This is a genomic window from Micrococcus sp. CS26 (assembly GCF_055522295.1).
In genome coordinates this window covers 130,585-154,882 of sequence record NZ_JBVFVY010000003.1, presented here as the reverse complement: position 1 = coordinate 154,882, position 24,298 = coordinate 130,585, and the positions used below count along the sequence as shown (strand labels likewise).

Genomic DNA, 24,298 nt, shown 5'->3' with positions numbered 1-24,298 from the left:
CGGGCCCACCGTTCGGTAGACTCGCGCTCATCCGGACGGGGCCACCCGCACGGGCCCCGTCTTTCCGCGGCCACCGGCCGCGGACCTCGCACCGTGCCTTCCGAAATGAGGACCCCATGGGCATCGCCACCCCGTCGGCCGCGCGCCGCCGTCGTCTCCTGCTCCCCGCCGCCGCGCTCGGCGTCTCCGGCCTGCTGCTGACCGCGTGCGGCGCCCCGCCGGAGCAGTCCGAGGCCTCGGACTCCGGCGCCGCCGAGAGCGAGGCCATCGCCACCGTGGACGGCGTCGGCTCGGACAACAACGACTACAAGGCCTGCATCGTCTCGGACGAGGGCGGCTTCGACGACCGCTCCTTCAACCAGTCCTCCTACGAGGGCCTCAAGGCCGCCGAGGAGGCCTACGGCATCACCACCAGCGAGGCCGAGTCGAACGAGCCCAGCGAGTACACCCCGAACGTGACCGCCATGGTCAACGGCGACTGCGACGCCGTCATCGGCGTGGGCTTCCTCCTCGGCGACGCCATGAAGCCGATCGCCGCCCAGCACTCGGACACCCACTTCTTCGGCGTGGACGTCACCGACGGCGACTTCACCGACAACTTCCAGAAGCTCACCTACGACACGGCGCAGGCGGCGTTCCTGGCCGGGTACCTGGCGGCGGGCACCACCGAGACCGGCACCGTGGCCACCTACGGAGGGGCCGAGATCCCCACCGTCACCATCTTCATGGACGGCTTCGCCCGCGGCGTGGAGCACTACAACGAGGTCAAGGACAAGGACGTCAAGGTCCTGGGCTGGGACAAGGACGCGAAGACCGGCTCGTTCACGGGCGACTTCGAGAACGTGGCCAACGGCAAGACGAACACCGCCAACTTCATCAACGAGGGCGCCGACATCGTGATGCCGGTGGCGGGCCCCGTGGGCCTGGGCACCCTGGACGCCGTCCGCGAGGCGAACCAGGGCGGCAAGGACGTCAAGGTCATCTGGCCGGACTCGGACGGCTACGAGTCCACCAAGGACGGCAACCTGATCCTCACCTCGGTGAAGAAGAACATGGGCCAGTCCGTCACCGACGTGATCGCCGCGGACCTGAAGGACGAGTTCTCGGCCGAGCCCTACGTGGGCACGCTGGAGAACAAGGGCGTCGAGCTGGCCCCGTTCCACGACTTCGAGGACACGGTGCCGCAGGAGCTCAAGGACGAGCTCAAGGACCTCGAGGCGAAGATCATCTCGGGCGAGCTGAAGGTCGGTTCGGAGTACTCCCCGGAGGCCTGACCCGCCTCGCCACCGCCGCGGGGCCGGCCCGGACCCCTCCGGACCGGCCCCGCGGCGCGCGGGCGCCCGGCCCGCCCCCGCCGCCGAGCGCGGCACCACGAGCATCGACCAGACGGAAGGCCCTCGATGAGGCTCGAACTGCGCGGGATCACCAAGCGCTTCGGCTCGTTCGCCGCGAACGAGGACGTGAACCTGACCGTGGAGTCGGGGCGGGTGCACACCCTCCTCGGCGAGAACGGCGCCGGCAAGTCCACCCTGATGAACGTCCTCTTCGGGCTCTACGAGCCCACCGAGGGGGAGATCCTCCTCGACGGCGAGCCCGTCCGGTTCTCCGGTCCCGGTGAGGCCATGCGCGCGGGCATCGGCATGGTGCACCAGCACTTCATGCTCGTGCCCGTCTTCACGGTGGCCGAGAACGTGGCCCTCGGCGACGAGCACACCCGCGCCCTGGGCGTGCTCGACCTCGAGGCCACCCGCCGGCGGATCCGGGAGATCTCCGCCCAGTACGGCTTCGACGTGGACCCGGACGCCGTCGTCGAGGACCTGCCCGTGGGCGTGCAGCAGCGCGTCGAGATCATCAAGGCCCTCGTCCGCGACGCGCGCATCCTCATCCTGGACGAGCCGACCGCCGTGCTCACCCCCCAGGAGACCGACGAGCTGCTCGGCATCATCCGGCAGCTGCGGGCGGACGGCACGGCGATCGTGTTCATCTCCCACAAGCTGCGCGAGGTCAAGGCCGTCTCGGACGACATCACCGTGCTGCGCCGCGGCCGCGTGGTCGGCACGGCGGACCCCTCCGCCGAGGCCGCCGAGCTGGCCGCCCTCATGGTGGGCCGGAGCGTCGTCCTCGAGCGGCGCAAGACGGCCCCGACCCTGGGGGAGGAGACGTTCCGCGTCGAGGACCTCTCCGTCGTCTCGCCCACGGGCCAGGTGCTGCTGGACGCCGTGTCCTTCGCCGTCCGCCAGGGCGAGGTGCTCGCCGTGGCCGGTGTGCAGGGCAACGGGCAGACCGAGCTGACCGAGGCGATCATGGGCCTGGTCAAGGCCACCGGCTCCGTCACCCTGGACGGTCGGGAGCTGATCGGCCGGTCCACCCGCCAGATCATCCGCGCCGGCGTCGGCTTCGTGCCCGAGGACCGCTCCACGGACGGGCTCGTCGGCCCGTTCTCCGTGGCGGAGAACATGGTGCTCAACCGGTACGACGTCGCCCCGGCCGGCAACGCCGTGCAGATGCGCCCCGCCGCGGTGCGGGCGCTCGCCGAGCGCCGCGTGGCCGAGTTCGACGTCCGCACCCAGGGCGTGGACCTGCCGGTCTCCTCCCTCTCGGGAGGCAACCAGCAGAAGGTCGTCATGGCCCGCGAACTCGTGGACGGGCTGCGCCTGTTCATCGCCTCGCAGCCCACGCGCGGCGTGGACGTCGGCTCGATCGAGTTCCTGCACGACCGGATCATCGCCGAGCGCGACGCCGGCACCCCCGTGCTGATCGTCTCCACCGAGCTGGACGAGGTCCTCGAGCTGGCGGACCGGATCGCCGTGATGTACCACGGGCGGATCGTCGGCATCGTGCCGGGGGACACCTCGCGCGAGACGCTCGGCCTCATGATGGCCGGCCAGACCCCCGACGACGCGGCCCTCGCCTCCGGCGCAGACGTCGCCGCGGGCACGCCCGGCACCGCCGGTGAGGCGCCCGCCGCCCACCCCACCACGGAAGGAGAGCGCCCGTGAGCACCGCCGCCCCGCAGCGCCCGGCCCCCGCGTCCGACGCGGCCGTCCGGCCCGCCCCCGCCGACTCCGCCCTGCGCCGGATCCTCTCGGGCAACGGCACGGTCACCGCCCTGGCGATCCTGCTGTCCCTGCTGATCTCCGGTCTGCTGATCATCGCCGTGGACGAGGACGTCCGCGACGCCGCCGGCTACTTCTTCGCCCGCCCGGGCGACCTGCTCTCCGCCGCCTGGGCCGCGTTCGCCGGGGCCTTCGCGGCCCTGTTCCGCGGCGCCGTCTTCAACTACCGGGCCTCGGACGCGACGGGCATGCTCTACCCGCTCACCGAGACCCTCACCGTGGCGACCCCGCTGATCATCATCTCGCTGGGCATCGCCATCGCCTTCCGGGCGGGCCTGTTCAACATCGGCGGCCAGGGCCAGTTCATCTTCGGCGCCATGTTCGCCACGTGGTTCGGCGTGCACCTGCACCTGCCGGCCGGCGTGCACCTGCTGCTCGTCGTCGTGATGGGCGTGCTCGGCGGCGTGCTGTGGGGCTCCGTCGTCGGCGTGCTCAAGGCCTGGACCGGCGCGCACGAGGTGATCCTCACGATCATGCTCAACTACGTGGCGGTGAACCTGCTCGCGTACCTGCTGAACACCCCCGTCCTGCGGGCACCCGGCACCACGAACCCGGTGTCCGCGCCGCTGGACCGCTCCGCCATGTTCCCGCGGCTGCTGGGGACCGACTTCCGGCTGCACTGGGGCTTCTTCGTCGCGCTGCTGGCCGTGCTCTTCACGTGGTGGCTGATGCAGCGCTCCACCCTCGGCTTCCGCCTGCGGGCCGTGGGCGCCAACCCGGACGCCGCCCGCACGGCCGGCATCTCCGTCAAGGGCTCCTACCTGGCCGCCATGGCGATCTCCGGCGGCCTCGCCGGCCTGGCCGGCGCCACCCACGTGGCCGGCACGGAGAGCACGCTGAACACCTCCGTGGCCGGGTCCTTCGGCTTCGACGCGATCACGGTGGCGCTGCTCGGCCGGTCCCACCCGGTGGGCGTGCTGTTCGCGGGCCTGCTCTTCGGCGCCCTGCGCGCCGGCGGCGTGACCATGCAGACCGAGACCGGGGTGCCGGTCGACATCGTCCTCGTGGTGCAGTCCGTGATCGTGCTGCTCATCGCGGCCCCGCCGCTGGTGCGCGCCATCTTCCGGCTGCCCGCCCCGGGCGCCGCGCGCGCCCGCCGCGCGGCCGACCCCGTGACCCAGCCCGCCGTGGCCGGCGCCGCGCTGACCGGCGCCGGCGGCCACGCCGCCGCCCCGTCCACGGGCGTCCAGGAGGCCGCGACCGCCGCCGTCGCGGACCCGCAGGCTCCGACCACTGCACCCACGGACACGGCCCCGACCCACCGCCCGCACGAGCAGAAGGGGGACGCCCGATGAGCGCGACCGCCGCCCGGCCCCACGCCGACGTCGTCCGCCCCGAGGCCGCCGAGCCCGCCCGGGTCGTGGTCCGGCACTGGACCACCCCGATCGCCCTGACGATCCTGACCCTGCTGGCCCTGGCCGTCTTCGCCCTCGGCGCCCCCGAGGCGGCGGCGACCTTCCGACTCTCGAACGCGTCCGACGCCGTCGTGCTCCCGGACCTGACCGCCGACCCCGTGCTGGGGGGCTGGCTGCTCGTCGGGCTCATGGCGCTGCTGACCGCGGTGGCCTGGCTGGCGACCCTGCGCTCGGGGCGCACCCCCGGCTGGGCCGCGGCCCCGTTCGCCGTCGCCTTCGTGGCCGCGTTCCTCATCTGGGTGATCGGCTCGGCGGACAACACCACCGTGTTCCTCACCGGCCTGATCGCCGGCTCGTTCGCGCTGGCCGTCCCGCTGATCTTCGGCTCGATGGCCGGCATCCTGGCCGAGCGCTCGGGCGTGGTGAACATCGCGATCGAGGGTCAGCTGCTGGCGGGCGCGTTCACGGCCGCCGTCGTCGGCACCGCCACCGGCTCGCCCTGGGCGGGCCTGGTCGCCGCCATCGTGGCCGGCGTCCTCGTGTCCTGGCTGCTCGCCGTGTTCTCGATCAAGTACCTGGTCAACCAGGTGATCGTCGGCGTCGTGCTCAACGTGCTCGTGGCCGGCCTGACGAGCTTCCTGTACTCCACCGTCCTCACGGACGGGGACACCGAGCTCAACGCGCCGCCGCACTTCCCGAACCTGCGGATCCCGGGCCTGGCGGACATCCCCGTGCTCGGGCCCATCCTGTTCGACCAGACGATCCTGGGCTACGCGATGTACCTGCTCGTGATCGCGCTGTGGTTCGCCCTGTTCCGCACCCGCTGGGGCCTGCGCGTGCGCGCCGTGGGCGAGCACCCCAAGGCCGCGGACACCGTGGGCATCGACGTGAACCGCACGCGGTACGCCGCCGTCCTGCTGGGCGGTGCGGTGGCCGGCATGGGCGGGGCGTTCTTCACGCTCGTCTCCGCGTCGTCCTTCACCAAGGAGATGACGGCGGGCCAGGGCTTCATCGCGCTCGCGGCCGTGATCTTCGGCCGCTGGAACCCGATCGGCGCGTTCTTCGCGGCGCTGCTGTTCGGCTTCGCCACCAACATGCAGTACGTCCTGGCGATCCTCGGCACCCCGGTGCCGAGCCAGTTCATGGCGATGCTCCCGTACCTCGTCACGGTGTTCGCCGTGGCCGGCCTCGTGGGCCGCTCGCGCGGCCCGGCCGCCTCGGGCGTGCCGTACGTGAAGGAGTAGCCGTGGCGGACGGGCAGCACACGACGACGGCGCCGCGCGTGGACTGGGACCGGCTGCGGGCCGCGGCCCTGGCCGCCACGGAGCACGCCTACGTGCCCTACTCGGGGTTCCGGGTGGGCGCCGCCGCGCTCACCGACGACGGCCGCCTCGTCTCGGGCTGCAACATCGAGAACGCGTCCTACGGGCTGACCCTGTGCGCCGAGTGCGCGCTGCTGGCCGACCTGCGCATGGGCGGGGGCGGCCGACTGGCCGCGTTCGTGTGCGTGGACGGCGCGGGCGTGCTCACCATGCCCTGCGGGCGGTGCCGCCAGCTGCTGTACGAGTTCCGCGCCCCCGGGCTCGTGCTGCTCACCCCGGCGGGGGAGCGGGGGATCGACGCGGTGCTGCCGGACGCCTTCGGCCCGGCCGACCTGGAGCGGGCGGACCGTCCCTGACCTGCGGCGCGCTCCCGGGCCCGCTCGCTAGAGTCGGAGGCTGACCGTCGCAGCCGTCCTCCGAGGAGAACCCCATGACCGCGCAGCCGCAGGCCGAGCCCTTCGACGCCGTCGAGGTGATCCGCACCAAGCGGGACCGGGGGACGCTGTCGCCTGAGCAGATCGACTGGGTGGTGGACGCGTACACCCGCGGCGTGGTGGCGGACGAGCAGATGTCCGCCCTGGCCATGGCGATCCTGCTCAACGGCATGGACCGCGCCGAGATCGCCCGCTGGACGGACGCGATGATCGCCTCGGGCGAGCGCATGGACTTCGGCGGGCTCACCACCCCGGACGGCCGCCCCCTGGCCACCGCGGACAAGCACTCCACCGGCGGCGTGGGGGACAAGATCACCCTACCGCTGGCCCCGCTCGTGGCCTCCTTCGGGGTGGCGGTGCCGCAGCTGTCCGGCCGCGGCCTCGGCCACACCGGCGGCACCCTGGACAAGCTCGAGGCGATCCCCGGGTGGCGGGCCGACCTCAGCAACGAGGCGATGCTGCGCCAGCTCTCCGAGGTGGGCGCCGTGATCTGCGCCGCCGGCTCGGGCCTGGCCCCGGCGGACAAGCGCCTGTACGCCCTGCGCGACGTCACCGGCACGGTGGAGGCCATCCCGCTGATCGCCTCCTCGATCATGTCCAAGAAGATCGTCGAGGGCACCGGCGCCCTCGTGCTGGACGTCAAGTGCGGCTCGGGCGCGTTCATGAAGGACGAGGCGTCCGCCCGCGAGCTGGCCCGGACCATGGTGGACCTCGGCCGGGACGCCGGGGTGGACACCTCGGCGCTGCTCACGGACATGTCCGTGCCCCTGGGCCGGACGGCCGGCAACGCCCTCGAGGTCCGCGAGTCGGTGGAGGTGCTCGCCGGCGGCGGCCCGGCCGACGTCGTGGAGCTCACCGTGGCGCTCGCCGCCGCGATGCTCGCCGGCGCCGGGGTCACGGACGTGGACCCGGCCGAGCACCTGGCCAACGGCCGGGCGATGGACGTGTGGAACCGGATGATCGAGGCCCAGGGCGGCGACCCCCGCGCGGCCCTCCCGACGGCGGCCCACACCGAGGACGTCGTCGCGGAGACGGACGGCGTCCTCACCGAGCTGGACGCGATGGCCGTGGGCCTGACCGCGTGGCGCCTCGGCGCCGGGCGGGAGCGACAGGGCCAGGCCGTCCAGGCCGCGGCCGGCGTCGAGGTGCACGTCCGCCCCGGCGAGCGCGTGGCCCGGGGTCAGAAGGTGCTGACCCTGCACACGGACACGCCGGAGCGCTTCGAGCGGGCGAGGGCCGCGCTCGCCGGCGGCTGGGCCGTCGGCGAGCTCGACGACGCCGCCGCCCGGGCCCTGCGGGAGCGCTCCGTGATCCTGGACCGGATCGGCTGACCGGATGCTCGCGTGGCTCGAGGGGGCGATCCTCCACGCCTCCGCGCAGTGGTGGGTCCTGCCGCTGACGCTGCTGCTGTGCCTGCTCGACGGCATCGTGCCGATCTTCCCGTCGGAGTCGGTGCTGGTGGCCCTCGGCGCGATCGTCCGCGACGGGCATCCGTTCTCCCTGTGGGCGCTGTGGGGGGTCGGCTTCGCGGGCGCGTTCCTGGGGGACGTGGCCGCGTACGCGATCGGCCGTGCCGTGGGCGTCGAGCGGTTCCGGTGGATGCGGCTGCGGCGGGTGCGGGCCACGGTCGAGGTCGCCCGGCACCACCTGCACAGCCACGGCGCGCTGCTGCTGTTCACCGCCCGGTTCATCCCCGGCGGACGCGTGGCCCTGAATCTCACGGCCGGCGCCACCCGCTATCCTCCGGTGCGGTTCGTGGCGCTGGACCTGCTCTCCACGGCCAGCTGGGCCGCGTACTCGATCATGATCGCGCGCCTGACCGCGGGCTGGCTGGAGAACCCGGTGCTGCAGATCGCCGTCTCCGTGACGGGTGCCGCGCTCGTGGGCCTGCTGCTGGACCGTCTGCTCAAGGCCCTGCTGCGCCGCCGGCTGGGTGCCGGGGTGAAGGGCCTCACCCTGGCCGAGCAGGAGGCCCTGCGCTGAGCGCCCTGCCGTAGAGTGACGCCCGTGACGACGACGCAGCTTCCGGACACCGCATCCCCCTCCCCGCTCGAGGTCGACCTGGCCGTCCTGCCCAAGGTCTCCCTCCACGACCACCTCGACGGCGGCCTGCGCGTGGGCACCGTCCTCGACCTGGCCCGCGAGGCCGGCGTCGAGGTCCCCGCGGACACCGTCGAGGGCCTGGCCGAGTGGATCGCCGAGCACGCCAACGGCGAGTCCCTCGAGAAGTACCTGCAGGTCTTCGCCCTGACCACCGCCGTGATGCAGACCCGCGAGCAGCTGCGCCGCGTGGCCCGCGAGTTCGTCGAGGACCTGGTCGCCGACGGCGTCGTCTACGGCGAGATCCGCTGGGCCCCCGAGCAGCACCTGGCCGGCGGGCTGACCCTGGACGAGGCCGTCGAGGCCGTGCAGGCCGGTCTGGACGAGGCGGTCGAGGCCGCCGACGCCGCGGGCCACGTGATCCGCGTGGGCCAGCTGGTCACCGCGATGCGGCACGCTGACCGGGCCCAGGAGATCGCCGAGCTGGCCGTGCGCCACCGCGAGGCCGGCGTCGTGGGCTTCGACATCGCGGGCGCCGAGGCCGGGTTCCCGCCCTCCCGCTTCGCCGACACCTTCACGTGGCTGGCCGCCCACCACCTGCCCGTCACCGTGCACGCGGGCGAGGGCGACGGCCTGGACTCCGTCCGCTCGGCCCTCGTGGACGGCCGCGCCCTGCGTCTGGGCCACGGCGTGCGCCTGGCCGAGGACATCTCGGTGGAGTACGGCGGTGTGGACGAGGACGGCGAGCAGCTGGACGAGCTGACCGGCCTCGTGGACCTGGGCGAGACCGCCGCGTGGGTGCGGGACCGGCAGATCGCCCTGGAGGTCTGCCCGTCCTCGAACCTGCAGACCGGCGCGGTGGACGCCGCGGCGGGCATCGCGGGCCATCCCATCGACCTGCTCGTGCAGCTCGGCTTCCGCGTCACCGCGAACACGGACAACCGGCTCGTCTCGGACGTGTCCCTGACCGACGAGCTCTACCTGCTCGCCGAGACCTTCGGCTACTCGCTCTCCGAGCTGCTGGACCTGCAGCTCAACGCCGCCGAGGCAGCCTTCCTGTCCGTGGAGGAGCGCGAGGACCTCGCCGAGATCCTCGTGGCCGGCTGGGGCGAGGTCATCTCCGGCGACGCCGTCGGCCCGGTCCTCGAGGAGCTGGACGACGAGGACGAGGACGACTGATCCGCCCGTGAGCGCGAGTGTGGACCGTCTGGTGGCGGTGGTCGAGGCCCTGCGCGACCACTGCCCCTGGACGGCCGCGCTCACCCACGCCGACCTCGCCGAGTACCTCGTGGAGGAGGCGTACGAGGCGGTGGCGGAGATCGAGTCCCGCGACGCCGCCGCGTGGGCCGACGTGCCCGCGCGTCGGGCCGACGGCGCGTACCCCGCCCTGGCCGCCGAGCTCGGGGACGTCCTGTTCCAGGTGGTGCTGCACGCCGCCGTCTCCCGGGCGCCGGGCGCCCCGGCGGAGACGGCCGGGTTCCGCCTGGACGACGCGGCCGACGCCCTCACCGCCAAGATGATCCGGCGCAACCCGCTCGTGCTCACCCCCGAGGGCGGCCTGCGACCGGCCGAGGAGCTCGCCGCCGTCACGCCCGAGGCCGTCGAGCTGGCCTGGGAGCGGGTCAAGGCGCAGGAGCGGGCCGCCGCGGGGCTCTCGTCCGCCGCCCCGACCCACGACGACGGCGGCACCGGCCCGGGCCTCGACGTCGGCGACATCCCGGCCCGGCTGCCGGCGCTGGCCGCCGCCGCGAAGGTGGTCGACCGCGCGGCCCGGCAGGAGCCGGACCCGCTCGCCGCGCACGTCCCGGCGCCGGCCGCCGAGGCGGGAGAGCGCCCGGCGGCGGTGTGGCCGGGCGAGGCCGCGCTCGGGGCGGAGCTGTTCGCGCTGGTGCGTCGGGCCCGGGCGGCGGGGCTGGACCCCGAACGGGCCCTGCGCACCACGGTGGCCCGGGTGCGTGCGGGGGACTGGTCGGCGCTGCGTCCGTCCGGCTGACGCGGCGCCGCGCCGGCCCGGCCGCAGCCCCGACCGCGCCCCAGCGACATCGCAGCCGGGGGGAACGGCGGTCTTGTCGCCGGCGCGCGGCCGACCGGAACCGGAGGTCCCCGCTAGGCTGAGGCCGTGTCCACGCCGCGGGCACGACTTCCGACTTCGATTGAAGGAGACCCGTCCATGGCCCTGATCGACGCCATCCACGCTCGCGAGATCCTCGACTCGCGCGGCAACCCCACCGTCGAGGTGGAGGTCCTGCTCACCGACGGCTCCCTGGGCCGCGCGGCCGTGCCCTCGGGCGCCTCCACCGGCGAGTTCGAGGCGGTCGAGCGCCGTGACGGGGACAAGAAGCGCTACGGCGGCAAGGGCGTGCTGGACGCCGTCGCCGCGGTCGAGGGCATCGCGGAGGAGCTCGAGGGCGAGTTCGCCGCGGACCAGCGCGCCGTGGACCGCGCGATGCGGGACCTGGACGGCACCCCCAACAAGGGCACGCTGGGCGCGAACGCGATCCTGGGCGTGTCGATGGCCGTCGCCGTGGCCGCCGCGCAGGCCTCCGACCTCATGCTCTACAAGTACCTGTGCGGCCCGAACGCCCACGTGCTGCCCGTGCCGATGATGAACATCCTCAACGGTGGCGCCCACGCGGACTCCAACGTGGACATCCAGGAGTTCATGATCGCCCCGATCGGCGCCCCGTCCTTCCGCGAGGCCCTGCGCTGGGGCACCGAGGTCTACCACGCCCTGAAGACCGTGCTGCAGGAGAAGGGCCTGTCCACCGGCCTGGGCGACGAGGGCGGGTTCGCCCCGTCCCTGGAGTCCAACCGGGCCGCCCTGGACCTCATCGCCGAGGCCGTGACGAAGGCCGGCTACCGCCTGGGCGAGGACATCGCGCTGGCGCTGGACGTCGCCTCCTCCGAGTTCTTCGACAAGGGCTCCTACACCTTCGAGGGCCAGCAGCGCTCCGCCGAGGAGATGGCCGCCTACTACACCGAGCTGGTGGACAACTACCCGATCGTCTCCATCGAGGACCCGCTCGACGAGGACGACTGGGACGGCTGGCAGCACCTGACGGCGCAGCTGGGCGATCGCGTCCAGCTGGTGGGCGACGACCTGTTCGTCACCAACGTGGAGCGGCTGCAGCGCGGCATCGACGAGAAGGCCGGCAACGCCCTGCTCGTGAAGGTCAACCAGATCGGCTCCCTGACCGAGACCTTCGACGCGATCGCCCTGGCCCAGCGCCACATGTTCCACTGCATGATCTCGCACCGCTCGGGCGAGACCGAGGACACGTTCATCGCGGACCTCGCGGTGGCCACCAACGCCGGCCAGATCAAGACCGGCGCCCCGGCCCGCTCGGACCGCGTGGCCAAGTACAACCAGCTGCTGCGCATCGAGGAGGACCTGGCCGACGCCGCCGTCTACGCGGGCCGCTCCGCCTTCCCGCGCTTCCGCGGCTGACCGTCCCCGACGACGACGCGCGGGCCCGCCCGGATCCTTCCGGGCGGGCCCGCGCCCGTCCCGGCGCGACCAGGATCCTGCCAGGGGCGGGCAGTAGGCTGGGAGGGTTCCCGCAGTGCGTCCGAAGGAGTCCGCGATGAGTCCGCGCCGCCCCCGCGTGCCCCGTGTCGACCCGACGACGGGCGCCCCGCGCCGGACCGCCGTCGCGGCCCCGGCGGCCCCGACGACGGCCTCCCCGAAGCCGGACGCGCCCACGCCGACCCCCGCGGCCCCCACGCCGGCGCCCGCGGCGACGGACGCCGAGGTCATCGACCTGCAGAGCGTCCAGGAGCGCCGCCAGGCCGGTCACCCCGGACACCTGGACGGGCACCCGGACGCGGACCGGGCCGACACGGCCTCCGCCGGGGACACCGCCGCCCCCGCATCCCCGTCGGCACCCCCGCGCCGCACGGCTCCGGCCCGCCCGGCCGGGCGTCGGCCCCGGCCCGCCCCCCGCGGCGCCGCATCCGCCGCCGCCACGGCCGCCCGCCGTCGGGCCCCGCTGCCGGAGCCGGTGCCGGCCCGGCAGATCACGGGCCGCTCGCTCATCGTCGTCGCCGTGCTGCTGGTGGCCGCCGTCCTGGTGGCGCCCACGCTGCGCGCGTTCCTGAACCAGCAGCTGGAGATCTCGGCCGCGCGCGAGGAGATCGCCACCATGCAGGCCCAGCGCGAGGACTACGAACGGCGGATCCAGCTGTGGGACGATCCCGCCTACGTGACCCAGCAGGCGCGCGAGCGCCTCGAGCTGGTCATGCCGGGGGAGACCCTGTACTCCGTGACGGGACGACCCTCCGAGACCGAGACCGAGACCGAGACCGACACCGAGGCCGAGGACACGCCCGCCGCCGGCGCGGACGAGGTCGTCAACACCCGCCTGCCGTGGGCCGAGGGCCTGTGGGACTCGGCCGTCCGCGCCGGGCTCGAGTGAACCCCGCGTCCCGCCCCCGCCCGCACCACCCCCGCACCCCCGAGGACACCATGACCGTCAGCCCCCGCCCCGCCCAGGACCGCACCGTCACCGAGAAGGACCTGGACACCCTGTCCCGCCAGCTCGGCCGCCCGGTCCGGGACGTCGTGGAGATCGGCGCCCGCTGCGTGTGCGGCAACCCCCTCGTGGCCACCACCGCGCCGCGCCTCTCCAACGGCATCCCGTTCCCCACGACCTTCTACCTGACGCACCCCGTGCTGACGGCGGCGGTCTCGCGCGTGGAGGCGGACGGGGAGATGGCGCGCATGAACGACCGCCTCGCCCAGGACCCCGCGCTCGCGGCCGCGCACCGCGCGGCGCACGAGGCCTACATCGCCGAGCGGGACCGGGTCGGGGCCGAGGCCGGCACGGGGCCCGTCCCGGAGATCGCCGGGGTCTCGGCCGGCGGCATGCCCGAGCGCGTGAAGTGCCTGCACGCCCTCGTGGGCCACGCGCTCGCGGCCGGGCCGGGGGTGAACCCGCTCGGGGACGAGGCGATCGCCCTGGTGGCCCCGTGGTGGACGCCCGAGGTCTGCGCGTGCGAGGGCGCGTGGGACGAGGCCGCGGCGGTGCCCACGAAGGACCTCTCCCGGCACGTGAAGCACCTCGAGCGCGTCGCCGCGCTGAAGGAGGTGACGGTGGCCGGCGTGGACTGCGGCACGAACTCCATCCGCCTGCTGATCTCCCGGCCGGCCGGGACGGACGAGACCACCGGCGCCGGGGCCGACCCGACGGCGCCGCTGGCCGACGTCGTGCGCGAGATGCGCGTGGTGCGCCTGGGCGAGGGCGTGGACGCCACCGGCGCGTTCTCCGACGCCGCGCTGGAGCGCACCTTCGCGGCGGTGGACGAGTACGCCCGCCTGGTCCAGCGCCACCACGCCGGCCGGGTCCGGTTCGTGGCCACCTCCGCCAGCCGGGACGTCTCCAACCGGGCCGCGTTCGTCGACGGCGTCCGGGAGCGGCTCGGCGTCGAGCCGGAGGTCGTCTCGGGCGCCGAGGAGGCCGCCCTGTCCTTCGCGGGCGCCGTCTCCGCCGTCGAGACCGCGGACCTGGGCCCGGAGGACCTCGTGCTCGTCGTGGACCTCGGCGGCGGCTCCACCGAGCTGGTCGTCGGCACGCCCGCGGGCGAGGTCGTGGGCGCGGTCAGCCTGGACATGGGCTGCGTGCGGTTCACCGAGCGTCATCTGCGCTCCGACCCCCCGACGTCGGACGAGGTCGCCGCGGCCCGCGCGGACGCCCGCCGCCTCCTCGACGACGCCGCCGCCCGCCTGCCGCTGGAACGCGTGGCCCGCGTGGTCGGCGTGGCCGGCTCGGTGACCACCGTGACCGCCGAGGCCCTCGGGCTCAGCACGTACGAGCCCGAGGCCATCCACGGCGCGCGTCTGCCGATCGCGGAGTTCCGCGCGGCGGCGGAGGGCCTCGTGGCCGCGACCCGGGCCGAGCGCTCCGAGCGGGGGTTCATGCACCCGGGACGGGTGGACGTGATCGGCGCGGGCGCGCTGCTGTGGAGCACCGTCCTGGAGCGGGTGGCCGAGGTCGCGGGCGTCACCGAGGCCTGGGCGAGCGAGCACGACATCCTGGACGGGATCGTGCTCTCGCTGCGGTCCTGACCACGACGGCGGAGAGTGGAGGGGCCGGGCCCGTGCGTGCGTAGACTGGCGGTATGTCTCTCACTCCTGAACTGTCTCCCAAGCCGCGCCTGCTGATCGTCGGCGGCGGCTACGCCGGGTTCCATGTCGCCCGCGAGCTGCAGAAGAAGGTCGCCGAGCGCGGCGGCGTCGTGACCGTCGTCGACCCCCGCCCGTACATGACGTACTACCCGTTCCTGCCCGAGGTCGTGGGCGGCCACATCGAGGGCCGCCACGTGAACGTGGACCTGCAGACGCACCTCAAGGACGCCGAGGTCGTCCGCGGCGCCGTCGTGTCCGTGGACCACGCCGGCCGCACCGCCGTGGTGCGCGGCGAGGGCGGCGACGAGTTCGAGATCCCGTACCAGGACATCGTGATGACCGCGGGCGCCGTGACCCGCGTGTTCCCGATCCCGGGTCTGGGCGAGCAGGGCATCGGTCTGCGCTCGGTCGAGGAGGCCGTCCAGCTGCGCAACCAGATCCTGGAGCGCCTGGACGCCGGTTCCCTGATGACGGACGCCGAGGAGCGCAAGCGTGCCCTGACCTTCGTGGTGGTGGGCGGCGGCTTCGCCGGGATCGAGGCCATCGCGGAGATGGAGAACCTCATCCGCAACGCCGTGGAGCGCAACGAGCGCCTCTCCCAGTCGGAGATCCGGATCGTCCTCGTCGAGGCCGTGGGCCGCATCATGCCCGAGGTCTCCGAGGAGCAGGCCCAGGGCGTGGTGGAGCATCTGAAGTCCCGCGGCGTCGAGGTCCTGCTGAACACCTCGCTGGGCGACGCCACGGACGGCGTCATGAAGCTCGTGGCCATGCCCTCCAAGGAGGAGGCGGAGACCTTCGCGGCGGACACCCTCGTGTGGTGCGCCGGCGTGGTGGCCAACTCCGTGGTCAAGAGCACCGACTTCCCGGTGGACGACCGCGGCCGCGTGGAGGCCACCCCCACCCTGCAGATCAAGGACGGCGAGGCCGGCGCGCTCGAGGGTGCGTGGGCCTGCGGCGACGTCTCCGCCGTGCCGGACCTGACCGGGGCCGGCCCGGGCGGCTTCTGCGTCCCGAACGCCCAGCACGCCATCCGTCAGGCCAAGCGTCTGGCCGCCAACTACATGGCCGTGCGCCACGGCGAGGGCGAGGTGCAGGAGTACGTGCACAAGTCCCTGGGCACCGTGGCGGGGCTGGGCTTCGGCCGCGGCGTGGGCAACCCGCTGGGCACCAAGATCGCCGGCATCCCGGCGTTCCTGGCCCACCGCGGCTACCACGGCTACGCGATGCCCACCCTGGAGCGGAAGTTCCGCATCCTGTCCGGCTGGGTCGCCGAGACCCTGTTCGGCCGTGACTCCACCTCGGTGGCGGGCCTGGACACCCCGTTCAACCCGTTCCGCCGCGCCGCGGGCGTCGAGCTCGAGCCCGGCCGCTTCGAGCGGCAGCGGGCCCTCGAGTCCTCGAAGGGCTGATCCCGCAGCCAGCGGGCCGCCGGCCCCGTCCGAGCGCATCGGGCGGGGCCGGCGTCGTCCGCACCCGGGCCCGCGTCCACGGGCCCGCCACGCCCCCGTGGCCCAACTGGCAGAGGCGGCCGACTTAAAATCGGCGTGTTGCGGGTTCGAGTCCCGCCGGGGGCACCACGCGTCTCCCCGCGCGCCTCGCTTCTGCGCCCACCGTGAACAGCCGGTGAACCGGCGCGGATCCACGCTCCGACCCCGCGCGCGGACACAGACCTCCCGATAGGATCGTGCTGAACCCCGGGGCACGAACGCGGCTCACTGCGGCGGCGTGCGACCGGGCCGACTCGACCCGAAGGAGTGAGCCGTGGCGAATCCGGTCATGAACTCTCAGAACTTCCAGCAGCAGATGCAGGGCGGCGGACAGGCGCAGCCCGGTTGGTACCAGGGCGGGCAGCAGTCCGCGCAGTCCCCGTACGGCCAGCAGCAGAGCCCGTACGGCCAGGCCCAGGCGTTCGGCGCCGGCCAGGCGGCCCAGCAGTACGCGCACCAGCAGTCCATGGAGGACGCCTTCCGCGCGCCCTCCGCCGGCCCGGAGCAGACCGGCCGGATGACCTTCAACGACGTCGTCGGCAAGACCGGCCTGATGCTCGTGCTCGTCGTGGTGGCGGGCGCCGTGGGCTGGTTCTCGCCGGGCCTGATGATCATCGGCGCGATCGCCGGCCTCGTGCTGGGCCTGGTCAACGCGTTCAAGCGCGAGCCCTCGCCCGTGCTGATCATGGCCTACGCCGTGGCGCAGGGCCTGTTCCTGGGCGGCATCTCGGCGTTCTTCGAGGGCGCCTACCCGGGCATCGTGGTGCAGGCCGTGCTCGGCACCTTCTCCGTGTTCGCGGTGATGCTGGCGCTCTACACCTCGGGCAAGTTCCGCCCGACCCCGCGCATGACGAAGATCGTCATGGGCGCCATGATCGGCTACCTCGTCTTCATGCTCGTCAACCTGGTCCTCACCTGGACCGGCATCGGCAACATGCGTGAGGGCGGCCTGGGCCTGATCATCGGCGCGATCGCCGTGCTGCTCGCCGCGTACTCGCTGACGATGGACTTCGAGATGGCCGCCGTGGGCGTGAAGAACGGCGCCCCGCAGAAGTACTCCTGGTCCGTGGCCTTCGGCCTGACCGTGACCCTGATCTGGCTGTACATCGAGATCCTGCGCATCGTCGCCATCCTGCGCGGCAACGACTGACCGGCGCCCCGTCCCCGCACGGAGACCCGCACCGCCGCCCCGGTCCTGCACAGGGCCGGGGCGGTCTGCGTCCGCGAGGGCGTAGATTGAGGGGGTCCCTCGCCGCCACTCAGGAGGTCCCGTGACCGAGACCAGCGACCTGCCCGCCTTCGGGGCTCCGGACGCCACCGGCACCCAGCACCGCCTGCACCGCGGGTCCGCGGAGGCCGTCGTCGTCGGCCTGGCCGGTGCCCTGCGCAGGTACCGCGTGGGCGGCGTGGACCTGACCGAGCCGTACGGCCAGGACGTGGTCCCGCCCGCCGCCAACGGCATCCAGATGAGCCCGTGGCCGAACCGCGTCGCCGGCGCCCGCTGGATCCTGGACGGCGTCGAGCAGCGCCTGGACGTCACCGAACCCGCGCGCGGCCACGCCAGCCACGGCCTGCTGCGCAACACCCACTTCGTCACCGAGACGTTCTCCGCCCACGCGGTGACCCTGCGCGGTGAGATCCACCCCCAGCACGGCTGGCCGTTCCGGCTCACCCACCGCGTCACGTACGAGCTCGAGGCGGACGGCGGCCTCACCGTCACCGCCGAGGTGCAGAACCACACGGACGCCACCGTGCCCGTGGCGGTCGGCTCCCACCCGTTCCTGCGCATCGGGGACGTCCCGACGGCGGAGCTGAGCCTGCGCGTGCCCGCGGACGCCTGGATCCGCACGGGGGAGGACCTCATCCCCGTGGAGACCCTGCCGGTGGACGGCACCGAGCTGGACTTCCGCCGCGGCCGGGCCGTGGGCGAGGCCGCCCTGGACGTGTGCCTCACCGGCCTGACCCCGGACGCCGACGGCCGGCACCGCCAGACCCTGCTCGCCGCGGACGGCCGCGCCGTGACTCTGTGGTCCGACCACGCGTTCGCCTACACCCACGTCTTCGTCACGGACCGGCTTCCCGGCCGTGACACGGCGCTCGCGGTGGAGCCGCTCACCGCTCCCGCGGACGCCCTGAACTCGGGGGAGGGCCTGCACCGGCTCGCCCCGCACGCCCGCTGGAGCGTCCAGTGGGGTCTGACCCCCCATGTCCCCGACCACCCACACGAGGAGGATCGCGCGTGAGCTCGACCCTGGCGGCCCAGACCAAGATCGACAAGGACGTGCCCTACGGGCTGACGGTGGCCGCGGCCTGGTCCTGGCGGCTGGTGGCCGTCGTCATCGGCATCGGCGTCGTGGTGTACCTGCTGGGCTTCGTGAGCCTCGTGGTGATCCCGATCCTCGTGGCCGCGCTGCTGGCCACCCTGCTGGCCCCGGTGTTCCAGGCGATGCGGCGCATCAAGGTGCCGGGCGTCGCGGCCGCCCTACTGTGCGTGCTGCTGTTGGTCGTCGTCGTGGTGGGCCTCATGGGGCTCGCCGGTCAGCAGATCGTCCAGGGCTTCGCCGAACTGGGCGGCCAGCTGGGCCAGGCCGTCGACGACGCGATCGCCTGGCTGGCCGGCGTGGGCGTGGAGATCCCCCGGTCCGGTGCCGGGCTGGAGGGCCTGTGGCAGACGCTGCGGGACAACTCCGCCACGGTCATGAACAGCGCCGTCTCGTTCGGCTCCACGGCCGTCAACATCGGTGCGGGCCTGTTCATCGCCCTGTTCTCCCTGATCTTCTTCCTCTACGACGGCGACCGCATCTGGCGCTTCCTGCTGATCTTCGTGCCGAAGGCGCACCGGGCCACCGTGGGCCGCGCGGGCCGCTCGGGCTGGCAGTCGCTCGGCTCCTACGTGCGGGTCCAGATCTTCGTGGCGTTCATCGACGCCGTCGGCATCGGCATCGGTGCCCTGATCCTGGGCGTGCCGCTGGCCATCCCGTTGGCCGTGCTCGTGTTCCTGGCCTCGTTCATCCCGATGATCGGCGCCACCCTGACCGGCGCGATGGCGGTGCTCCTGGCCTTGATGTCCAACGGCCTGGTCAACGCGCTGCTCATGCTGGGCGTGGTGCTGCTCGTGCAGCAGATCGAGTCGAACGTCCTGCAGCCGCTCGTGATGGGCAAGGCCGTCGCGCTGCACCCGCTGGCCGTGTTCCTGGCCGTCGCCGCCGGCTCCACCGTCCTCGGTCTGGCGGGCGCCGTGTTCGCCGTGCCGGTGCTGGCCTTCGTGAACAGCTTCGTCCGCGCCCTCACCGCCGACACCCCCGAGGAGCTCACGGAGCGGACGGGCCACGCCCTCGAACCGGGCGGCGCGGAGGACGAGACGGCCGGCTCCCACCGGTACCGCCCCTCGGCGCACGACGACGCCGCCCTCGCCTCCGAGGCCGACGCGGGCACCCGGCACGGGGACGACGCCTGATGGGCGCGGCGCAGGCCACGGACACCCCGGACCGGACCGTCCCGACGCCGTCGCCCCGGTGGGTGCGGCCCGCCGGCGGCCCGCCGGCCCCGACGGCGCTGCCCGTCACCCTCGAGGAGATCGAGCGGGCGCGCGAGACGCTGCGCGGGATCGCCGAGCTCTCCCCGCTGCAGCACTCCCGGGCGCTCTCCCGGGCCGTGGGCACGGACGTGCACCTGAAGTGCGAGAACCTGCAGCGGGCCGGCTCGTTCAAGGTCCGCGGCGCCTACGTGCGGATGGCGCAGCTGAGCGAGGAGGAACGCGGCCGTGGCGTCGTGGCCGCCTCGGCCGGCAACCACGCCCAGGGGGTCGCCCTCGCGGCCGCCAAGCTCGGCATCCGCGCCCGCATCTTCATGCCGCACGGTGTCGCCCTGCCCAAGCTTCAGGCCACCCGGGACCACGGCGCCGAGGTCGTCCTGCACGGCTCCACCGTGGACGAGTCCCTCGCCGAGGCGCAGCGGTGGGCCACGGAGACCGGTGCCGTGTTCATCCCGCCGTTCGACGACCCGGCCGTGATCGCGGGGCAGGGCACCGTCGGCCTCGAGATCCTCGACGTGCTGCCGGACGTGGACACCGTGATCATGGGCATCGGCGGCGGGGGGCTCATCGCCGGCACGGCCGTGGCCCTCAAGGAGGCCGCCCGGCGTCGTGGGCGCACGGTGCGCGTCATCGGCGTGCAGGCGGCCACCGCCGCCGCGTTCCCCGGCTCCCTCGAGGGGGGCCGCGTCCAGGTGCTGGAGAGCGTGTCCACCATCGCGGACGGCATCGCCGTCGGCAGGCCCGGGGCCCTGCCGCTGCGGATCGCCGCCGAGCTGGTGGACGCCGTCGTGACCGTCACGGACGACGAGATCGCCGCGGCCCTCGTCCACCTCCTCGAGCGCTCCAAGCTCGTGGTGGAGCCGGCGGGCGCCGTCGGGGTGGCCGCCCTGCTGGCGGGCCGCACGGCGGACCTGGGCTTCGAGTTCGGCACCACCGCCGTGATCCTCTCCGGCGGGAACATCGATCCGATGCTCATGCTGAAGTCCATCCAGGCCGGACTGTCGGCCGCGGGGCGCTATATGACCGTGCGCATCCCGCTGCGGGACCGCCCGGGCGAGCTGGCCACGATCTCACGGATCATCGCGGACACGGACGCCAACGTGGTGCGCGTGGACCACACCCGCGTCGGCCCGGAGCTGTCCATGGGCGGCGTGCACATCACGATCGACATGGAGACCCGCGGCACCGAGCACTCCGCCCAGGTGCTGGAGGCGTTGCGCGCTGCCGGCTACAGCCCGGCCCCGCTGCCCTGACCGGGCCGGCTCAGGCCGCGGAGCCGGCGGCGGCCGCGGTGACGGTGCCACAGGTCCCGCCCACCGCGCGGCGCACGGCCTGGACCAGGAGGTCCTCGCGCGTCAGCGCCTCGATGCGGCGGACCATCTCGCGGCGGTCGTAGCGCTCGTGGGCGCCCGGCAGCAGGCGTCGGGCGAGGTTGAGATGCTGCAGCACACCGAGCAGGAGCACGTCCTCGTCGCAGGGCTCGGCCTCGTCGAGGACCACGGCGGTCAGGTGCGCCAGCAGCTCGGTGCGCGCGGTGCCCCGGGGGACGTGCCGGGTGGCCAGGAAGGCCTTGCGCTCGGTGAGGCAGCCGGTCTCGGTCAGATGGGCGACGACGGCCTTGCGCAGATCCGGCTTGCCGGCCGCCACAGTGGACACGAGCGGTCGGCCGGCCAGGGCGTCGACCTGTCCGAGGGAGGAGTCCAGGACGGGGTCGCCGGTGGTGCCGGCCGCGGTCACGAGCACGCGGGCCCGGTCCACGGGGACGTCCTCGAGCGTCACGATCCCGGCGGAGCGGTGGTCGGCCAGCGCGGCGGCCGCGAGGGCCACGCGATGGTGGGAGGGGCTCTCGGAGCGCCCGTCCTCGCGGGTGAGCAGCAGGTGCGCCTTCTCGACGGTCAGCATGGGGCCAGAGTAGCAACGGGGGCGCGGTGGGGCCCGGGACGGACGACGGCCGCGGTCCCCTCGAGGGGACCGCGGCCGTCGTCGGGGCCGGGGAGGGTCAGCCGGAGTAGGGCTGGACGTCCTTGACCTCGACCTTGATGTCCTTGCCGTTCGGGGCAGTGTAGGAGACCTTGTCGCCCTTCTTGGCACCGTTGATGGCCTCGCCGAGCGGGGAGCGCTCGGAGTAGACCTCGAGCGACTCGTCGTCCGCGGCGATCTCGCGGTTGCCGAAGAGGAACGTCATCTCGTCGCCGGCGACGACGGCGGTCACCACGGTGCCCGGGTGCACGGCGCCGTCGTTCTCGGCGGCCTCGCCGACGCGGGCGGTCTCGAGCAGGTGCTTCAGCTCGGCGATGCGGCCCTCGTTCTTGGACTGCTCCTCGCGGGCGGCGTGGTAGCCGCCGTTCTCCTTGAGGTCGCCCTCATCGCGGGCGGCCTCGATGCGCTCGATGATCTCCTGGCGGCCGGGGCCGGAGATGTACTCGAGCTCCTTGGAGAGGCGGTCGTACGCCTCCTGGGTCAGCCACGGGGCGTCGGACTGGCTGGTGGTCATGCTCTGTTCCGCCTTTCTGTCTCGGGTGATGCGGAGTCCGGGGCGCGGCGCACCGGGTCCGGTGCGCGATCCGCGTCCGGCGGACGCGCCCGCATGCGAAAGACCCCGCCGATCAGGAGGACGCGCGTGACCCGAGGGCTCCGTGCGACGCCTGCCTGACTCACCGGCGGGGCGGGAATGCTCCGACGAGTCTATCCGGGCGGCGTGCGTCACACCAAAGGCGGCCGCTACGCCGAGGGCGGAGCGGGCCGGGAGGGCTCAGACCTTGCGGCAGGTCTCGACGACGCCGGAGTCGCCCCGCACCACGGTGCGCACGTCCACGGTGTAGCGCTGCTGCGCGTCCGAGGGGGAGTCCCGCCGGTCGGCCGGCAGGGTCTCCAGGCGGACGGTGCGGAAGCCGACGGGGGCGGCGTGGGAGTCGGTGACGAGCACATCGCACTCGGCCTGCACGCCCTCCGGGACGGAGGCCTGGAAGGTGACGGTCGCGTGGCCGTCGTCCTCGATGGTGAAGCCGACGTCCTTGTACTCGATGGCGCCCACGGACATGTTCAGGCCGATCCACACGGACAGCAGCACGGCCACGACCAGCCCGAGCCCGCCGAGGCCCGCCCACAGCCGACGACGGCCCGGACGCGTGTGGTCCGTGCCGTACCGGTTGGCTAATGTGGGGTCCTGCGCGCGGACCGCGGGGGCGTGGTGAGACATCCCCTCCACCCTAGCCGCTGCCCGCCGCCGGAGGCCGATGACGACGTCGGCCTGGACCCCTCACGCCGCCGCCCCCGCGGCGGCTCCGCCATCCGGACAGGAGTGTGCGATCCCCGTGACCGATCAGACCCCCCAGGCCCAGCCGGCCGCAGGCACCGCCCTGCCGCCCTCCACCGGGCTGCGTCTCATGGCGGTGCACGCCCACCCGGACGACGAGTCCTCGAAGGGGGCCGGCACGATGGCCGCCTACGCGGCGGCCGGGGCCGAGGTCATGGTCGTCACGTGCACCGGCGGCGAGGCCGGCACCCTGCTCAACCCGTCGTTCGGGGACACCACCCGGGCGGACCGGGACATCGCGGCCGTGCGCCGCGAGGAGATGGCCGAGGCCGCGGGCATCCTCGGCATCCGGCACGCCTGGCTCGGCTTCCTCGACTCGGGCCTGCCCGAGGGGGATCCGCTGCCCGCCCTCCCGGCGAACTGCTTCGCCGAGGTCCCGCTCCAGGATGCGGCGACCCCGCTGATCTCGCTCGTGCGCCGGTTCCGCCCGCACGTGCTCATCTCCTACGACGAGGTCGGCGGCTACCCGCACCCGGACCACCTGCAGGCCCACGCCGTGACGATGGAGGCCTACCGGGCCGCGGGCCTCGCGGACGAGTACCCCGAGGCCGGGCCCGCGTGGGAGGTCTCGAAGGTCTACTACGACTGCGGCTTCAACCCGCGGAAGTTCCGCACGATGGCCGCGGTGGCCGAGGCCGACGGCGAGGACGTGCCGTTCGCCCGACGCCTGATGATGTTCGACGCGATGGACGCGATGCGCGAGGTGCTGCGCCGCCGCGAAGCCGGGGAGGACGTGCCCGACCCGGAGGTCATCCCGCCGTGGGTCACCGCGGACCACGACGTCACCACCCAGGTGGACGTCACCGGCTTCCTCGACGAGCGCGACGCCGCCCTGCGGGCGCACCGCACGCAGATCGACCCCGACGGCATGTTCTTCGACGCCCCCCACGACCTGCAGCGGCGCGCCTGGCCGTGGGAGGACTTCGCGCTGATCGACTCGCGCGTGCCCTCCGAGCTGCCGGAGCACGACCTCTTCGCCGGCCTGCGCTGAGTCGCCCCGGCTCGGGCCGTGCGGCCGGGGCCGGTAGAGTGGGGCGGCGTGACACCCCTGTCTGGCCTTCCCCTCGTCCTCACCGCGCTCGCGGCCGCGAGCCCCGCGCCGGTGCCCGCCGTCCCGGAGCCGACGCTGCGCCCCGGGCTCGAGGAGGCGGAGGTCACCCCCGGCATCGAGGGGTTCCTGTTCACCGCGCTCATGGTGGTCATGGCGATCATCGTCCTCCGCGTCATGGTCCGCTCGGTGCGCCGCGTCCAGCAGCGTTCCCCGGAGGCCGAGGCCATGCTCGTGGAGCGCCATCAACAGCACCTGCCGGACGAGGTCCGCGCGGGCGGCGAGCACCTGGACGCGGACTCCGAGGACCGACTGCGCCGCCTGCAGGAGAAGTACCCCGGCTACCTCCAGGCGCCGGCCCCGGAACCCCAGGCCCCGGACACCGGACGCGACTGACCGTCGTCGGGCCCGTGCACGCCCGAGACTCGACGCCGGAGACTCCACGCCCGCAGACGCGCCGCTACGGCATGACCGTAGCGGCGCGTCTGCGGGCCTCGGCGCTGCCCGGCGGGGCGCAGACC

22 protein-coding genes and 1 tRNA gene are annotated in these 24,298 nt (G+C 73.9%); 20 read left to right on the top strand and 3 right to left on the bottom strand.

What is annotated here, in order from left to right; translation table 11 throughout:
• Positions 1-116: 116 nt before the first annotated feature.
• From ACZ1IK_RS02490 to ilvA, 18 genes are all read left to right on the top strand, one after another.
• Complete coding sequence (locus tag ACZ1IK_RS02490; RefSeq protein WP_095353408.1) at positions 117-1,274, top strand: BMP family lipoprotein; 1,158 nt, start codon at positions 117-119, stop codon at positions 1,272-1,274.
• A 126-nt stretch (positions 1,275-1,400) separates the two neighbouring features.
• Entirely contained in the window at positions 1,401-2,999 is a 1,599-nt protein-coding gene (locus tag ACZ1IK_RS02485) for an ABC transporter ATP-binding protein (protein ID WP_465098304.1), read from the top strand.
• Positions 2,996-4,411 (top strand): ABC transporter permease, encoded by a 1,416-nt coding sequence (locus tag ACZ1IK_RS02480; RefSeq protein ID WP_148408464.1) that lies wholly within the window; start codon positions 2,996-2,998, stop codon positions 4,409-4,411. The genes ACZ1IK_RS02485 and ACZ1IK_RS02480 overlap by 4 nt, the downstream gene beginning before the upstream one ends.
• Positions 4,408-5,715: an ABC transporter permease gene (locus ACZ1IK_RS02475; RefSeq protein ID WP_036336743.1), complete on the top strand. Its 1,308-nt coding sequence runs from the start codon at positions 4,408-4,410 to the stop codon at positions 5,713-5,715. Before ACZ1IK_RS02480 ends, ACZ1IK_RS02475 begins: the two co-directional genes overlap by 4 nt.
• Before the next feature lie 2 nt (positions 5,716-5,717).
• Positions 5,718-6,149 carry a cytidine deaminase gene (locus tag ACZ1IK_RS02470; protein WP_036336742.1) on the top strand — a complete coding sequence of 144 codons (432 nt, stop codon included), beginning with the start codon at positions 5,718-5,720 and terminating at the stop codon, positions 6,147-6,149.
• A 74-nt stretch (positions 6,150-6,223) separates the two neighbouring features.
• Positions 6,224-7,558, top strand: coding sequence for a thymidine phosphorylase (locus ACZ1IK_RS02465; protein WP_465098303.1), 1,335 nt, complete (start codon positions 6,224-6,226; stop codon positions 7,556-7,558).
• A gap of 4 nt (positions 7,559-7,562) precedes the next feature.
• Entirely contained in the window at positions 7,563-8,210 is a 648-nt protein-coding gene (locus tag ACZ1IK_RS02460) for a DedA family protein (protein ID WP_036336738.1), read from the top strand.
• Positions 8,211-8,234: 24 nt separating this feature from the next.
• On the top strand, positions 8,235-9,446 hold the full coding sequence (locus ACZ1IK_RS02455) for an adenosine deaminase (protein WP_465098302.1): 1,212 nt from the start codon (positions 8,235-8,237) through the stop codon (positions 9,444-9,446).
• A 7-nt stretch (positions 9,447-9,453) separates the two neighbouring features.
• Entirely contained in the window at positions 9,454-10,260 is an 807-nt protein-coding gene (locus ACZ1IK_RS02450) for a MazG nucleotide pyrophosphohydrolase domain-containing protein (RefSeq protein WP_465098301.1), read from the top strand.
• Between the two features lie 177 nt (positions 10,261-10,437).
• The gene (gene eno, locus ACZ1IK_RS02445) at positions 10,438-11,715 is read left to right on the top strand and encodes a phosphopyruvate hydratase (protein ID WP_454180049.1); all 1,278 of its coding nucleotides are present in this window, start codon (positions 10,438-10,440) and stop codon (positions 11,713-11,715) included.
• A gap of 136 nt (positions 11,716-11,851) precedes the next feature.
• Entirely contained in the window at positions 11,852-12,682 is an 831-nt protein-coding gene (locus ACZ1IK_RS02440) for an FtsB family cell division protein (RefSeq protein WP_063189012.1), read from the top strand.
• Between the two features lie 50 nt (positions 12,683-12,732).
• Positions 12,733-14,331, top strand: coding sequence for a DUF501 domain-containing protein (locus tag ACZ1IK_RS02435; RefSeq protein ID WP_144879234.1), 1,599 nt, complete (start codon positions 12,733-12,735; stop codon positions 14,329-14,331).
• 53 nt (positions 14,332-14,384) lie between these two features.
• Complete coding sequence (locus tag ACZ1IK_RS02430) at positions 14,385-15,800, top strand: NAD(P)/FAD-dependent oxidoreductase (protein WP_454180050.1); 1,416 nt, start codon at positions 14,385-14,387, stop codon at positions 15,798-15,800.
• A 91-nt stretch (positions 15,801-15,891) separates the two neighbouring features.
• Positions 15,892-15,968: transfer RNA gene (locus ACZ1IK_RS02425), tRNA-Leu, on the top strand.
• Positions 15,969-16,152: 184 nt separating this feature from the next.
• The gene (locus ACZ1IK_RS02420; RefSeq protein WP_036384970.1) at positions 16,153-17,028 is read left to right on the top strand and encodes a Bax inhibitor-1/YccA family protein; all 876 of its coding nucleotides are present in this window, start codon (positions 16,153-16,155) and stop codon (positions 17,026-17,028) included.
• A gap of 121 nt (positions 17,029-17,149) precedes the next feature.
• Complete coding sequence (locus ACZ1IK_RS02415; RefSeq protein ID WP_063189020.1) at positions 17,150-18,121, top strand: aldose 1-epimerase family protein; 972 nt, start codon at positions 17,150-17,152, stop codon at positions 18,119-18,121.
• Positions 18,118-19,335 carry an AI-2E family transporter gene (locus ACZ1IK_RS02410; RefSeq protein WP_465098300.1) on the top strand — a complete coding sequence of 406 codons (1,218 nt, stop codon included), beginning with the start codon at positions 18,118-18,120 and terminating at the stop codon, positions 19,333-19,335. Before ACZ1IK_RS02415 ends, ACZ1IK_RS02410 begins: the two co-directional genes overlap by 4 nt.
• A complete protein-coding gene (gene ilvA / locus ACZ1IK_RS02405) occupies positions 19,335-20,666 on the top strand; it encodes a threonine ammonia-lyase (RefSeq protein WP_465098299.1) in 1,332 nt (443 codons plus the stop codon). Before ACZ1IK_RS02410 ends, ilvA begins: the two co-directional genes overlap by 1 nt.
• A 10-nt stretch (positions 20,667-20,676) precedes the next feature.
• Here the strand turns inward: ilvA and ACZ1IK_RS02400 are convergent, their stop codons facing one another.
• The 3 genes from ACZ1IK_RS02400 to ACZ1IK_RS02390 form a co-directional block, all read right to left on the bottom strand.
• On the bottom strand, positions 20,677-21,315 hold the full coding sequence (locus tag ACZ1IK_RS02400; RefSeq protein WP_465098298.1) for a GOLPH3/VPS74 family protein: 639 nt from the start codon (positions 21,313-21,315) through the stop codon (positions 20,677-20,679).
• 97 nt (positions 21,316-21,412) lie between these two features.
• Positions 21,413-21,907: a transcription elongation factor GreA gene (gene greA / locus ACZ1IK_RS02395; RefSeq protein WP_060973861.1), complete on the bottom strand. Its 495-nt coding sequence runs from the start codon at positions 21,905-21,907 to the stop codon at positions 21,413-21,415.
• Positions 21,908-22,165: 258 nt separating this feature from the next.
• Positions 22,166-22,612, bottom strand: coding sequence for a DUF4307 domain-containing protein (locus tag ACZ1IK_RS02390; protein ID WP_002856530.1), 447 nt, complete (start codon positions 22,610-22,612; stop codon positions 22,166-22,168).
• Between the two features lie 115 nt (positions 22,613-22,727).
• Here ACZ1IK_RS02390 and mca point away from each other — a divergent pair, with 115 nt between their 5' ends.
• Together mca and ACZ1IK_RS02380 are read left to right on the top strand one after the other, a co-directional pair.
• Entirely contained in the window at positions 22,728-23,720 is a 993-nt protein-coding gene (mca, locus tag ACZ1IK_RS02385) for a mycothiol conjugate amidase Mca (RefSeq protein ID WP_080694998.1), read from the top strand.
• Between the two features lie 48 nt (positions 23,721-23,768).
• On the top strand, positions 23,769-24,173 hold the full coding sequence (locus ACZ1IK_RS02380) for a hypothetical protein (RefSeq protein WP_036316330.1): 405 nt from the start codon (positions 23,769-23,771) through the stop codon (positions 24,171-24,173).
• Positions 24,174-24,298 lie beyond the last annotated feature (125 nt).